This window comes from Allosphingosinicella deserti, assembly GCF_003012735.1.
Taxonomy (GTDB): Bacteria; Pseudomonadota; Alphaproteobacteria; order Sphingomonadales; family Sphingomonadaceae; genus Allosphingosinicella; species Allosphingosinicella deserti.
This window is the reverse complement of sequence record NZ_PXYI01000003.1, coordinates 131,638-144,054: the sequence shown is the minus strand read 5'-3', so window position 1 is coordinate 144,054 and position 12,417 is coordinate 131,638. Positions and strand designations below refer to the sequence as shown.

15 protein-coding genes are annotated in these 12,417 nt (G+C 65.1%); 9 read left to right on the top strand and 6 right to left on the bottom strand.

From position 1 onward, the window contains the following. Window positions 1-489: 489 nt before the first annotated feature. The 3 genes from C7I55_RS29450 to C7I55_RS27735 all read left to right on the top strand — a co-directional run bounded on the left by C7I55_RS29450 (window position 490) and on the right by C7I55_RS27735 (window position 2,648). Window positions 490-1,044, top strand: coding sequence for a sterol desaturase family protein (locus C7I55_RS29450; protein ID WP_408640602.1), 555 nt, complete (start codon window positions 490-492; stop codon window positions 1,042-1,044). A gap of 190 nt (window positions 1,045-1,234) precedes the next feature. Beyond that, window positions 1,235-2,155, top strand: coding sequence for a hypothetical protein (locus C7I55_RS27740; protein ID WP_146150977.1), 921 nt, complete (start codon window positions 1,235-1,237; stop codon window positions 2,153-2,155). 313 nt (window positions 2,156-2,468) lie between these two features. Continuing rightward, window positions 2,469-2,648 carry a hypothetical protein gene (locus C7I55_RS27735; protein WP_146150976.1) on the top strand — a complete coding sequence of 60 codons (180 nt, stop codon included), beginning with the start codon at window positions 2,469-2,471 and terminating at the stop codon, window positions 2,646-2,648. A gap of 38 nt (window positions 2,649-2,686) precedes the next feature. Here the strand turns inward: C7I55_RS27735 and C7I55_RS09085 are convergent, their stop codons facing one another. Then, window positions 2,687-3,274 (bottom strand): hypothetical protein, encoded by a 588-nt coding sequence (locus C7I55_RS09085; RefSeq protein ID WP_106512629.1) that lies wholly within the window; start codon window positions 3,272-3,274, stop codon window positions 2,687-2,689. Between the two features lie 371 nt (window positions 3,275-3,645). On the opposite strand from C7I55_RS09085, the gene C7I55_RS09075 reads away from it, so the two are divergent. From C7I55_RS09075 to C7I55_RS09065, 3 genes are all read left to right on the top strand, one after another. Then, window positions 3,646-3,918, top strand: a complete 273-nt coding sequence (locus C7I55_RS09075) for a hypothetical protein (RefSeq protein WP_106512627.1) — start codon at window positions 3,646-3,648, stop codon at window positions 3,916-3,918. Between the two features lie 70 nt (window positions 3,919-3,988). Then, window positions 3,989-4,381 carry a hypothetical protein gene (locus C7I55_RS09070; RefSeq protein WP_106512626.1) on the top strand — a complete coding sequence of 131 codons (393 nt, stop codon included), beginning with the start codon at window positions 3,989-3,991 and terminating at the stop codon, window positions 4,379-4,381. A gap of 373 nt (window positions 4,382-4,754) precedes the next feature. Continuing rightward, complete coding sequence (locus tag C7I55_RS09065) at window positions 4,755-5,012, top strand: hypothetical protein (protein ID WP_106512625.1); 258 nt, start codon at window positions 4,755-4,757, stop codon at window positions 5,010-5,012. On the opposite strand, the gene C7I55_RS09060 is transcribed toward C7I55_RS09065, so the two are convergent. Beyond that, window positions 4,988-5,650, bottom strand: a complete 663-nt coding sequence (locus tag C7I55_RS09060) for an OB-fold protein (RefSeq protein WP_106512624.1) — start codon at window positions 5,648-5,650, stop codon at window positions 4,988-4,990. The two genes, C7I55_RS09065 and C7I55_RS09060, sit on opposite strands and share 25 nt — an antisense overlap. A gap of 224 nt (window positions 5,651-5,874) precedes the next feature. On the opposite strand from C7I55_RS09060, the gene C7I55_RS09055 reads away from it, so the two are divergent. After that, entirely contained in the window at window positions 5,875-6,219 is a 345-nt protein-coding gene (locus tag C7I55_RS09055) for a DUF6481 family protein (protein ID WP_106512623.1), read from the top strand. 507 nt (window positions 6,220-6,726) lie between these two features. Continuing rightward, window positions 6,727-7,341, top strand: coding sequence for a hypothetical protein (locus C7I55_RS09050; RefSeq protein ID WP_106512622.1), 615 nt, complete (start codon window positions 6,727-6,729; stop codon window positions 7,339-7,341). A 469-nt stretch (window positions 7,342-7,810) separates the two neighbouring features. Here the strand turns inward: C7I55_RS09050 and C7I55_RS09045 are convergent, their stop codons facing one another. Genes C7I55_RS09045 through C7I55_RS28750 form a run of 3 tightly spaced genes read right to left on the bottom strand, consistent with a single transcriptional unit; the run spans window position 7,811 to window position 9,473 of the window. Further along, window positions 7,811-8,254: a hypothetical protein gene (locus tag C7I55_RS09045; protein ID WP_106512621.1), complete on the bottom strand. Its 444-nt coding sequence runs from the start codon at window positions 8,252-8,254 to the stop codon at window positions 7,811-7,813. Window positions 8,255-8,304: 50 nt separating this feature from the next. Then, a complete protein-coding gene (locus tag C7I55_RS29190; protein ID WP_269845202.1) occupies window positions 8,305-8,928 on the bottom strand; it encodes an OmpA family protein in 624 nt (207 codons plus the stop codon). Beyond that, window positions 8,925-9,473, bottom strand: coding sequence for a hypothetical protein (locus tag C7I55_RS28750; RefSeq protein WP_233222126.1), 549 nt, complete (start codon window positions 9,471-9,473; stop codon window positions 8,925-8,927). The genes C7I55_RS29190 and C7I55_RS28750 overlap by 4 nt, the downstream gene beginning before the upstream one ends. Before the next feature lie 1,046 nt (window positions 9,474-10,519). Between C7I55_RS28750 and C7I55_RS09035 the strand changes: the two genes are divergently transcribed. After that, window positions 10,520-11,875 (top strand): O-antigen ligase family protein, encoded by a 1,356-nt coding sequence (locus C7I55_RS09035; protein ID WP_109043766.1) that lies wholly within the window; start codon window positions 10,520-10,522, stop codon window positions 11,873-11,875. A 66-nt stretch (window positions 11,876-11,941) separates the two neighbouring features. Here the strand turns inward: C7I55_RS09035 and C7I55_RS09030 are convergent, their stop codons facing one another. Beyond that, window positions 11,942-12,337, bottom strand: a complete 396-nt coding sequence (locus C7I55_RS09030) for a hypothetical protein (RefSeq protein WP_106512618.1) — start codon at window positions 12,335-12,337, stop codon at window positions 11,942-11,944. Between the last annotated feature and the right edge of the window lie 80 nt (window positions 12,338-12,417).

Genomic DNA, 12,417 nt, shown 5'->3' with positions numbered 1-12,417 from the left:
CTCGGCCTCAGCCTGGTCGTGTCGCTGCGCTGGTCGGGACTGTTCGGCACGCCCGAGCTCGAAGCGGTGCGCGACTGGCCGGGATTGCGCGGCTTCGTTCACCTCGTCCTGCTCGCCGCCTACGGCCTTGCCCTGCTCAGCCTGATGCTGCGCCCGCGCAAGGTGCTCGGCGCCACTGCCTTGCTGGTCGCGCTCGCAGCGACCCTGCTCGGCGGCGCCAACGTGCAGCCGCGCGCGCTGCACGATTGGGGGATCTTCTTCGGAGTCGATTTCTTCGCGATTAACATGATCGTCACCGGCCTGATGTTCGCGCCGCTGGAACGGATCTTCCCGCACCGCGCGGATCAGCGGCTGTTTCGCCAGGAATGGCGCGAGGACCTGTTCTATTATCTGGTCAGCTCGATGATGGTGCAGTTGATCACCTTCCTCGCCATGGCCCCGTCCACCCTGGTAATGGCACGCACCGGCGGCCTTGCCGATTTCCGCTCTATGGTCGCCGCCCAGCCCTGGGCTCTGCAGTTCCTCGAAGCGATGCTGCTCACCGATCTCGCCCAATATTGGTTCCACCGCGCCTTCCATCGCGTCCCCTTCCTGTGGGGCTTCCACGCCGTCCATCATTCGGCGAAGCGGATGGACTGGCTGGCCGGCGCGCGGATGCACTTCATCGAAATCATCGCGCTGCGCGGCATCACCTCGCTGCCCTTGCTCACCATCGGCTTCGCCCCGTCGGTGCTTCAGGCCTATGTCGGCTTCGTCTACGTCTATTCGTCGCTGGTCCACGCCAATGTCAGCGGAAATTTCGACTGGCTGGGGCGCTTCCTGGTGACGCCGCGATTCCACCATTGGCACCACGCCATCGAGCCCGAAGCGGTGGACAAGAATTTCGCGATCCACTTCCCCTGGCTCGACCGCCTGTTCGGCACCCATTTGCTGCCGCCGGGCCAATGGCCGAGCGGCTATGGCGTCCCCGAGGAGGTGCCGCAGGGCTACCGGGCGCAGGCGCTCTACCCGTTCCGGCGCAAGCAACCGGCACGGGGCGACTGAGCGCTCGCCGCCCAGGCAAGCGTGGGCTGAGTCTCGCCCACGCTTCGGCGACGATCAGACACATCGGATTCCCACTTCCGGAAACTGCAAGCCGTGACCGCCATCACGAAGCGCTCCAACGACGTGCACTAAGGTTCCTCGCTCGCAAGACCCCATCGGAATGGGGGGAAAGCCAGAGGAAGGGCACGACATGAACTGGTTATTGACGCGCTTGCTGAGGGTCTCGATCGTCCTACTGGTGTCCGCAGCGGGTGCGTCCGCCGCAGCTCAGACCAACGTCGCCGCTGTGCCTCAAACGTCATCGTCGCATCCGATCAAACCGAATGCTGGACAAGACGCATTTGTAAGCGAGCTCTCCAGAATCGAACGCGAAATCTTCCGCGTGAACAATGAACTAAGGTCACTCAACGATCTGGCCGGAGCAGTCGACCTGCGAACGGCAAGAACGACGCTGCAATCGATCCGAGGCGCAGTGAATAAGACTTCTCTTTGCAGAGGCAACAGATCGGGCGCGACGACCTTGCCGCCCGAACTCAACGCTCTCCTTAGCGGGCTTGCGACCTATAGCAGGAAGTCCGAATCGAGCTATGTCTGGGAAGAGGGACCACCTGATTTGGACGAGATATGTTCGATTGGCATTGACAATTACCTGGATCGGATTGGCAGAGGGATCGACCAGCTAAGCCATGAATTCGGAAATCTGGCAGGTCGGAAAACCGGGCTCGAACGTGAACTGAAGGACCTGCAGGAGCGCCGCCAGAACGTTCTAGCGGAGATGAGCGAGGGCACCGCGGCGGCGCGTGTAGCCAAGAACATTCCCGTTCTGATGCTGATCATATTCGGCGTTGGTGCGATCGTACTCGGCGGATTGAAGATGTTTTCGGACGAGATACAACTTGAACTGGTCTCCTCCGGACAGATCGTGCAGTTCGTCACGATCCTCATCCTGCTCGGGATCATCCTGGCCCTAGGCTTAGCGGATCGCCTGAACGAAGAAGCGCTTGGCACCCTTTTGGGTGGCCTCGCCGGCTATGTTCTTTCGCAAGGGGTTGGCCGACAGGTTCAGAGCGGTGTCATCGCTGCCGTGAAGTCTGCTGCCCCGCCGTCCTAGATCGGAGACGCCACGTCGCCAGGAGATCGCGGGCCTGCGCCTGGGCGACGTCCCGCCCGGCTGATGCAGCTCCGGATGCAGCAGACCGACATGCCGATCGTCCAAGTCGATTCGGGCTTACCTGGTCCTGACAAAGCCGAGGGGACGGATGCATACTCGAAGGTTACGTTGCGGGGGCGGCCATGCCGAAGACTGCTGGAGAAAGGCTCTTGAAAGGACGAATGAACGGCGCAATGCCGGAGGGAACCTAAACCTCAACGTAATCAGCAAATGACCTGCGATGCGCGCGCCATCGGGGCATGAGGCGGGTGGCGTGAGCACCATGGGCGGCGGCATCTGGCGGCACCCCATCTACGGCACGGCCTATGGCGGCGGCAACGATCTCAACAGCTACAGCGCGCACGATCGAACCACCGGCAAATTGACGACGCTCAATCCGACGTCGAGGCCTGCCTTTACGCGCAAACCTCCAAGGGACCGTTCAGGCTCCTGATCCCCACCAGCACCGCGCCGAAGATTGGGGACCCCGCGTCAGAATCCCTGCGCCTGGTTCGAGTCCGTCCCGTCGCCTGCTTCCGTGTCGCCGACCGCATTCGCGTCGCCGGGCACTTGCGTTTCGGGAGCCTGCCACAGGCCGCTTCGCGACGGAGCGTGTGTCCAGAGCGCTTGTGCGTCGCGTGCGGGCACCAACGTCCCGCTCTCGATCCTGAACGCGCCTGATCCGTCCGTCACGGATCCGGTGCTGCGAACGAGGATGTCACGATCTCTCGGCAACGGTCTCGGAGCCGCGAGCGTATTGAAGCAACGCGGCGCCTCCCCGAACCTCAGGGGGAAGCGGAGGCTCGTACGCTCCCGGTACGCAGGGTTCGCCGTCGGCGTCGTGCAGCCGGGCGCATCGCTCGCCTCGATCGCCCACAGGACGGTGTCGGAGGTCACGACCTCGAGATAACGCGCCTCCGCCTCCGAATCGTCCCACTTGAACGGCCACATGCCCTCGAATTCAAGATCGAGGTACAGGAAGCCCGTCTTGAAGAAGGGCCTGAGCTCATATTCCGGAGGCTGGCAGCTCGACAGCCCCAGGGCAGCGACGAAGACGGCCAGAAACTTCGCTCGGCGCATTCTTTACCTCCGGCCAGGGACCACCGCCGGAATCGTAATCGCGCAAACACGCCACGTCACCAGAAGATCGCGCCTTCGCCACCGCCCTGACATCCCCTTTCACCGATCAAATGCTTATAGGGCGCGCCTTCTTTCGAAGCGAACGGCCTGTCACCGGCGGCCTTGAGGAAACTCCCGAGGGTCACCCCCATCCGGCATCGGCGCGGCGTGTGACGGCCGTCACGCGCGCCGCCGGGGCGCCATGCCTATGATTCGCAGTCGCTGAACTGGCGCCGAGAGCTTCAGCAATGCGCTGCTCGAAGCGGCTCCACGTGGCGATGCCCAACGATCCCGCTCCGGGATCGGTGAATTGGAAGGGAAGGAGACGAAACATGTCACGACTCGATCTGGCGGCGGTGCGCACCGCAATCGACGGCAGCAATCTCCCGTTAGCTGAGAAAGAGAAGCTCAAGCAGGACATCGATCACGCGCGCGCCGTGCCCGACACTTGGGTCTATCGTATCGTCGTGATCGCTCTCGGCCTGGCCGTCTTCATTCCAATCGCTGCAGTGTTTATCAAGGATCTGGATATGGCATCCTTGCTCCTGCCGTTGGCCACCGCTGCGGTCGGGGCGCTTGCAGGTATTCTCGTGCCGGCCCCGTGATGTCATTGTCGGCCAGCCGAGGCGTGATCGCCAACTCGAAGGGGCCGCCGTCTAGGATGCCGACGCCATAATGTCGGATGCCGCGATCATGTCGCAGGGTTGCGGGGAAACGCCTCGCGCCTTCGACGGAGTGCTGTCGGCAAGCCAGCGCTTTGTCGGCGGTACGGCGCGGATGCTCGGCACCGCTCCTTGCCCGGTCGATGGTCGAGATCGCGCCCACATTCTCTGCGTCGCACCCAAGCGACAGAAGGGGAAGAGTATGCCCGCAGATCCTGAAGATGGCTTCTTTGCCTCCATGCTGCGAGCGCGCATGCGTGAGCACGAAATGGACCTGGAAGATACCGCGTTCGATTTCCTCCGGAATATGGAGCGGGATTTCACCGAGGAACGCAGGCAGCGTGGATTGCCGCGAGAACCCGAAGTAAGCGATCAGCTCAGATACGAGGCAGAGATGGCAGTTTAGCGGGTGCTGCCGCAACTTCTCGCAGACTATCACCCGGAGCGCTCTCGTGTCGGTCCGAGAAGTCGGGGCGATACTCCGGGACTTTTTCTGTCCCTGCCTCCCCCCATCTGCTGACCCGATCATGCGGAGGCGACCTTCTTCAGCATTGGCGGACGTTGGAATGCCACGGATCCGCACCCGAAGGGGCCATTCGGGTAACGCAAGGCAAAAACGATTGAAGGCATTCGATTTTTGCCGAAGAATCCTTGAAACAGGTTCTCACGCTTGCCACAGCTACGCTCGGTGGAGCTATCGCACTCCTTGGCAATCCAGATACCCCGGGCGTTCTGTTCGGTGGCAATCGATGCCTTGTTCTGTCAAGTCTCTCTCTCTAATGGTGTTCAGCATCGGTTGCGGCATCTTCGCTCTGTTCAGCCTGGCTGGCACACTCGAGCGCCCGCCGGTCAAAGGACCAACCATTTACAAGGGATCGATCCAGCTCTTCTGGGCAGCACAGATCCTGTTCTTTGTTGCAGGGCTGGCCGGGCTCGTGACCGTGCTGGTGGAGAGTCGCCCCGTCACTGGTGTGTATCCGCGCGTCACTCCAGACGCGTCGCACGACAATGATCAGCCGCTATTCCTGTCCGCCTGAGTCGCCGGCGCGGGCACTGACGCCGGCACCGGTGCCGCTGACTCCCCCTCTTTCACCGTCTGGATCGCGCAATTGCGCAGCCAGCGCTCGTCACCCGTCCGGTCGACGCGCTCGCAGCTGACCGTGATCGTCTGCCCCGGCCGCAGCTGCGTGGCCTGTTCGTGCGAGGCCCGGATCAGATCGATGCCGAGCGGCGCCTGCGGATCGGAGGTCGCGAGGCGCAGATCGGGATCGCCGCGGCCGTCCGGCGCGATCCGCACGAACTGGCCGGTGACCACCATCTCGCGGCGGCGGTAGAGCTTGTCGGCGGCACGCGCATCGTCCCGATAGGCCTCGAAAAGCTGCTGCGCCTGCACCACCGCCGGGCCGCGCGGCCGATCCTCGCGTTCGTGCTCGATCGACCCGCCGACCCACGACACCTTGCCGGCAATGCCCATCGCCAGCAGGATCGCGGCGCCGATCACCAGCACCTTGCGCCGGTTGCGCTTCAGCTCCTCCTCCGATCGCGCACTTGGCTGCGCGCTCAGCCGTTCGCGCCGGCTGCGATGGATGGGCGCTCCGCATTTCGGGCAGAATTCCCGATAGGCAGGCACCTCGGCGGCACATTCCGGACAATGCAATTCCCGCGTCTCCCCCATCCTGCGCCGTCGCGCTCTTGTGCCGTATCGATGTAATACACCGCCAGCCTTTTTCCACTGCGACCCGCCGATTTTCCCGATGCGATGCAGCTGCCCCGAACAGGGAACGACAAAGCGATGGATCGAAACGGCGTTTTCGGGCAAGGAGCCGGCAAGGTGCGCGCGTCGGAAACCGAATTCCCGCGTCGCCGTTACCCTCTTTGCACATCGGGATCAGTACACGAATGTCGTTCAACGAAACTTTCCAGGATCGCGCCGCCCGCGCCATCGAGGCGAAAAACAAGGCGCTCGAGAAGCTGCGCAACAAGCCGCCGATCGACCCCCAGGTGCTCGCCGATCGCCAGGCAGCCCACCAGCGCCGCGAAGCCGCGGCCGCCGAGAAGATCGCCGCCAAGCAGGCCGCCGAGCAGGCTGCGCGCGAAGCCGCCGAGCAGGCCAAGGCCGATGCGATCGCCGCCGCCGAAGCCGCCGAGGAAGCCCGCAAGGCCGCCTTGCCGAAGTTCCAGACCGAAGCCGAGCGCAAGGCCGCCCGCGACGCCCGCTACGCCGCCCGCAAGGCGCGCAAGTAAACAGCCCGCGCGCCGCGTCGACGACGCGGCGCCGCCGGTCTGAAGACCGCAAGGTCGCGCATCGGCGGCCTGAGACGTCCCCACTGCCCCCTCGTCATCCCGGCGAAGGCCGGGATCCCGACGAAGGTTAGCACCGGCGCAAAGGCAGACCGGGGCGCCTCTTCCGCACCGAGATCCGCCTCACCCTGCACACGCCCGCACGCGCCAAGGTCCGCCCGTCGCACGGCCCCTTTGCGTCTTTGCGGCTTCGCGTGAACCAACCTTCCTTTTCCTGAGCTCCGCGCATGCGAGAAACAGAATGGATATTAACGCAAAGCCGCAAAGTTGCGAAGGAGCCCTTGGCAGCACAAGCGCGCGTGTCCTGACGACCGCGGCCGTCACACCCGGGTCAGGACAACTCGCTGGCAGGCGAAAGGGCGCTCTGCGCCGATCCACTCGGCCTTAACTGGTCTCGCTTATTCCCTGTCCGTGGGTGCACGCGCCGCGGACCGTCAAAGGGGAGCCGAAGTGAACGAATTCGTCTGGTACAGCGACGCCATGCCGCATCCGAGCAACATGCGCCCGTTGCGCACCGACGTCAGCGCAGACGACGTCGATCGCGTGATCGCCGCCAGCGCCCGGATCCGCAACGGCGTGCCGCTCGACCCCGACGATGTTCCGCGCCAGGTGTTCGGCGGCATTTCTGCCAAGGATCACACCTATCGCCCTCCCCATCTATTCAAGGCCGGGGGCTGCTGGTTCGTGTCGGGCGCCGCAGCCGCTGTCCTGCGCGACTTCGATCTCGGCGGAGGACGGCTGCAACGGATCGAATTCCTGCAGAAGGATCGCGCGACACCGGTCGAGGGCGACTATTTTTGCATCGATTTCGGCAACGCCAAGCAGGCGCTGCTGCCCGCGCAATCGAAGAACATTGAGCCTGGGGGACAAGGACGCTACATCTTCTCGAAGATCCTCCACGAGGGCGATCTCGTCGTCTCCCGTGCCGCACTCGCAGGCCCGGACATCTGGATCGACACCTTGATGTGGGACGCCCTGTTCCTCAGCGGCCCGCTCGGTACGGCGCTCGGCAGAGCCAAGGTGACCAAGGGCTTTTTCCTGATGAAGTGCCCGGTCGCAGACTGAGCGGGCAGCCAGGCGGAAAGCGCCTTCGCCAGGTCCGCTCGCTGACTACCTGCGACTCTCGTCGCCCAGCCGGCTCACCAGGGCGTGATCCGCAGCATATCTCCGACATGCGTGACCTGCCTTCCCCGCGCACGCATCGGCGCGCCCTCACGCGTCAGCCCCAGAGGCTTCGCACCAGCGCAGATGGAGGCGGTTCTCGCGCTCCGGAAGCGCCGGCACACGCCGAGAATGCCGCCGTGCGCGTCGGTCCGCCCTCCCCTACCCTTCGCGTCTTTGCGGCCTGCGTGACCTATCCTTCTTCCACTCGGCATGGTGAGAGAGAAGCAGAAAGGGACATCACGGAAAGCCGCAAAGCCGCGAAGAAGGCTGGGCATCCGGATCAGCGCGCGTGTCGAGGTGACCTCTCGCGGCGCACGACGGATCAGGCCCTCTGTGCGCTTCGGCAGTTCAACAGCCGGAGATCCGGCCGCTAATCGCGCCGCTTCGCCTTGCCCGTGAACGTGCAGAGCCTGCCGTGAGACGCCGCGCACCCCTCCTCGAGGCTCCTGATCGTCCGGCCCCGGCGTGCGAGCGTGATCGTGCACAGCCCTTCCGTCATCTCGTCCGTGCTGGTCAGCACAAGGCGATCCGCGGTCGGCACCGGCGCCTCGAAATCGATCGACCCGGAGCATTCGGGCGCACCGACGATGATCCGGATGGCGAGCCGGTCCGATCCGGCCGGCGCGATCTCGATCTCTCCGTCAGCGCCTTCGAACTTGCCGCGGTAGGTCCCAAGCCAGGAATTCTCCACTGCGCTCGCAGTGCGCGAAAGCCTGGCCGCGCTATCGTCCGCCGAACGGACCAGGCCGTAAGCCGGATAGGAAGCGGCAAGCATCGTCAGCACAATGGCGGTCGCGAATCTCGTCTGTCTCAAAGTGTCTCCTGATATTCTGGCAGCGTGCAACGGTCCGCAGAGGCATCGCCTCAGCCCTGGGCGGCACGCGGTATCACGACTTCGACCCGGCGATTGCGCGCGCGGCCTTCGGGATCGTCGCTGCCGTCCGGCCTGGCGTTCGCGGCGATCGGCGCCGTCTCCCCCTTGCCGGTGACGGGGAAGGACCGCTGTCGAACGCCGACTTCCTGGCCGAACCAGGCGGCGACGCTTCGTGCCCGCGCTTCCGACAGGCGCTGATTGTAGGCATCGTCGCCCTTGCTGTCGGTATGTCCGACGACCTGGACCGGCCCGAGGCCACCGCGGCGGATGAGCTCGGCGGCCTTGCGCAGCGCGGTCGTCGCGTCCGGCGTCAGCTCCGCTTTGTCGAACTCGAACAGCGCATCGGAAGGCAGATCGACCACCGTGCCGAGGTCCGTCACCCGCACGTTGAGATCGCTGACGTCGCCGGTAAGGGCGCTGACTTCTGCGCTGAGGCCCCCGGCCGCAGGAGCGGGCGCGCCGCTGGCCGGCGCCGCAGGCGCCGCATCGCTGCCGCCGATCGCGTTTGCGGCGCCGTCACCGACACCGGCCACCGCATTGCCCGGCGCGTCGGGCTGACCGGAGCAGGCGGCAAGCGTCGCTGCGAGGCCCAGCAACGCGCCGAAGCGTGTCACCGCGTCACCGGCACGCCGTCGAAGGGTGCAGTTTCGGGCAGGTTGATCGACACCGTCTTGCTGGTCGCCGGCGGCGCCGGGAATTTCGCCCAGAGGATCCCCGGCTTGGCCTCGCATCCGACCTGGATGCTGTTGCCGCTGGCATTCGACGCCAGCCATTTGCCCTCGTTGTCCTTGAGAACGCCGATACGCTGTGCGGTTGCGTCATCGATGACGCTGATCCCCTCGAGACCGAAGCTTTCGGTGTTGATCCGCTGCTCGCTGGAACAGCGCATCGTCACCGTCAGGATGTCACCGGTCACGGCGACCTTCAGAAGATCGACCTGCGATCCGTCCGGCCCCGGCTGACTCTGGATCACCGTCTGCGCCGGCATCGGCGCGACCGGGGCCTCCGGCGGCACGACTTCCTGACGTGTGACGCCGGCGGCAGCCGGCGCGACGACGGCGGCATCATTCTGCGCAGCGGGCGCCTGGCCCTCGCCGCACGCCGACAAGGCCAGCGCGGATGCCATCAGCGCCACTGCTGCAACTCGTCCGGTCGACATCCCTGCTCCTATGGTTCTGCTTTCCTGATCGCGTGCTACCGCCTCCAGCGGCCGACAACAATCTGCTTCTCCTCGCTCCGGCGTCATCCCGGTCCGAGTTGACCCGGCTCCATCGTTATCCCGCACTCCTCACCATCCCCGTCCTTCGTCACCTCGCCCACCTTATCCCAGCCGCCTCCTCATGCCCCGCTTCCTGATAATTCCCCGCCCCGTCACCCTCGCCGCCGCGTCAGCCTCGCCGCCCCGTCGCCCCCGTCCCCCGCGTCATCCCGGCGACGGCCGGGATCTCGAAGAGGCTTCGCACCGGCGCACATGGAGGCCGTCTTCCAGGTCGGACTCCGCAGCCACCGCGGAAGACGTCGCGCCCGCGCATTGTCGGGCTCAGCACGAAACCCTTCACGTCTTTGCGGCTTCGCGTGGGCAATTCTTCCTTTCGCTCAGCGAGACGAAAGCGAAGCAGGAAAGGCGATGACGCAAAGCCGCAAAGACGCGAAGTGGCCGCCGCCATGATGGGCGCACATGGCCACGGCAAGCGCACCAGTGCAACTTAGGAGGCAGATGTTATCGTGCCCGCAAGTAGGGGCAGCAGGCGACGCCCGGAGTTTGCCGGTCAGGCGATCAAGCTCATTGATACGTGCACTTACGGCACGCTCCCTTACTCCCAGTGGGCGAGGGTAGCCGCGCTATTGGCACGCGTACGAAGAAGCTCAGAAGCGGGCGCGATCCCGCAGTTCATCCCGCACGATCGCCAGGGCGGCGACGCCGGACATCAACAGAAGCCAAATCATCTCAGCGCCTCTCGACCACAATGCGACGGGCCTATGGCAATCCTGTCCCCGCCACCATTCGTGTAAGCTACGTACGCGGATCGCAAAGCGGCGGAGCCCGCATTCTCCTCGCGCGCCGCCCACTCGGAGCGTGGCCCATCCCGCCTGGCGCATTGCTCCGGCGATTACACCCCCAAAGGGACTTTCCTTTCGAGCACAATTCCCCGCACGCTCGGACTCCTGGCAAGCCACGCGAGCTCCACCGGTCTGGACAATGAAATGAGGCTCGGCTCTACCTTTGCGATGATCGGCGCCGCGAAATTCTTCTTCCTGCTGCTCGTCCTGTCGCTGCCGCTGATGAAGCCGTCGGTCGAGGTGGGCGGGCTGGAGGCGAAAGCGACCGATCTCCTCTTCCTGCTGACTGCCGCTTCACTGGCGTTGGCGCTGCTGACCGGCCGGACGAGGTTGCGGTGGCACCGCCTGTTCGCGATCCTGATCGTCTATTTCCTCGCCATGTCTGTCTGCACCTGGGTGTCGCCGCAGCCTGGCCGGGCCTTGGTGAAGCTGGCGTCGCAGGCCTATCTGCTCAGCCTGCCGGTGCTTGCCTACCAGCTGGTCGACACCGCCGACGACCTTCGCCGCATCTTTCGATGGTGGCTTGCCGCGACCGCGATCACCGCCGTTGTCGGCACCCTTACCGTGCTTCTGTTCGTCGCAGGGATCGGCGGCCCGCTGCTTCGCTTCGCCCTGCACGAATATGGCACCTTGCGCCCCGGCAGCTATCCGCGGATCGAAGCGACCTTCGAATATCCCGCCTTGCTGTGCAATTACCTGACTGTGTCCTTGGCCGTGCTGCTGGTTTCGCACCGCCTCGGCTGGATCGGCAGCCGCAATTTCGTCGCGCTGCTCGCCGCGATCGCCGTCACCGCCATCTTCTCGCTCACCCCCGGTCTTGGCGGCTTCCTGCTTGCGATCGGGCTGTGGCTCTGGCTCGTCTTTGGGGAGCGGTCTCGACCAATCGCGGCGCTTGCGATCACGGGGGGCGTCACCGCCGCCTTGCTGTTCCTGGCCGCCGCGTCGGTGACTCCGATCCTGCATCCGACGGCGCCGTTCCTGATCGACGTTCCCGCCAGCCCGATGCAGCTCGCGCCCTCGGTCCGCATGCTGACCTGGATCGACGCCGCCCGGAATGTCCTCGCCCATCCGCTGCTCGGGCTGGGCAATGGCAGCCCTGCGGCCGACGTCTTCTACATCGGCCCGAGTGGCGCACATCACCGGCAGACCGATGCCCACAATGTCTACCTCAACATGGCCGCGCAATGCGGGCTGGTCGGGCTCGGCGCGCTGCTGCTGCTGATGGTCGGGGTCGCCCGCGAGACCGGCCCGCTACGCCTCAGTGCCGAAACTGTCGTGCCGCTCGGCCTCGGCCTCGCCTGGCTGAATGCCTTCGCCTATCAGGGCCTCACCGGCTCCTACGAGGATGCGCGTTATCTGTGGCTGCTGCTCGGCCTGCTGATCGCCGGCGCCAGACTGGCGCACCAGATCCGGCGCGAGAACCCGGCGCCGGGATCCTCGCCGACACAGGCGGGCGGCAGACGAGCATTCCGACTTCGGGCCAAGTCCGGCTGCGGCTAGCGCTGCTGCTTGCGCCGATGGTCGCGCCGATCCCGTTCGGGGCTCCGGACCTGCCGATCCATGATCCTATTCGCGCCCGACCCACGGCCGGTCTTTGGCCACCTTCACCTGCGCCGGGCAGGAGATGACTCCGCCGTCCCAGAGCGAGAGCCAATTCTCCTCATGCCAGTCGAGCATATGGTCCGCGTCCATCCTCAGCGTGACGATTGCCTCCCCGCCGACAGGAATCTCGTACTGATCACAAATGGGCTCGATGAACAGGGTCAGGGGCGCGCTGCTGCTGTTGCGGATCGGGATCTGCATGCGCGTTGGTGGAGCGGCGCTGAGATGGGACTCATGATCCGCGGTGCTGGCTCGATCTTGCCGGCGAATGGCAAGGACGGCGGCGACAAGCAACGCAAGCACCACCGATGCGGCGATCGCCAGCCCCGCCGACGAGACCTCCCCGAACAAGCCGCCCATTCGCACCGATCCCCCTCTCGCCAGGTTGGCCGACGCTCTCAGATGTGCCGTCGTGAGGCAAGCGTACCGGGCGAGGCCGG

Coding starts and splice junctions, on each gene's coding strand:
- C7I55_RS09065 (WP_106512625.1), top strand. CDS start 4,755: ATGGTGTTCAGCATCGGTTGCGGCATCTTCGCTCTGTTCAGCCTGGCT.
- C7I55_RS09085 (WP_106512629.1), bottom strand. CDS start 3,274: ATGCGCCGAGCGAAGTTTCTGGCCGTCTTCGTCGCTGCCCTGGGGCTG.
- C7I55_RS09060 (WP_106512624.1), bottom strand. CDS start 5,650: ATGGGGGAGACGCGGGAATTGCATTGTCCGGAATGTGCCGCCGAGGTG.
- C7I55_RS29450 (WP_408640602.1), top strand. CDS start 490: ATGGTCGCCGCCCAGCCCTGGGCTCTGCAGTTCCTCGAAGCGATGCTG.
- C7I55_RS09075 (WP_106512627.1), top strand. CDS start 3,646: ATGTCACGACTCGATCTGGCGGCGGTGCGCACCGCAATCGACGGCAGC.
- C7I55_RS09035 (WP_109043766.1), top strand. CDS start 10,520: ATGAGGCTCGGCTCTACCTTTGCGATGATCGGCGCCGCGAAATTCTTC.
- C7I55_RS27740 (WP_146150977.1), top strand. CDS start 1,235: ATGAACTGGTTATTGACGCGCTTGCTGAGGGTCTCGATCGTCCTACTG.
- C7I55_RS09055 (WP_106512623.1), top strand. CDS start 5,875: ATGTCGTTCAACGAAACTTTCCAGGATCGCGCCGCCCGCGCCATCGAG.
- C7I55_RS09070 (WP_106512626.1), top strand. CDS start 3,989: ATGTCGGATGCCGCGATCATGTCGCAGGGTTGCGGGGAAACGCCTCGC.
- C7I55_RS09030 (WP_106512618.1), bottom strand. CDS start 12,337: ATGGGCGGCTTGTTCGGGGAGGTCTCGTCGGCGGGGCTGGCGATCGCC.
- C7I55_RS28750 (WP_233222126.1), bottom strand. CDS start 9,473: ATGTCGACCGGACGAGTTGCAGCAGTGGCGCTGATGGCATCCGCGCTG.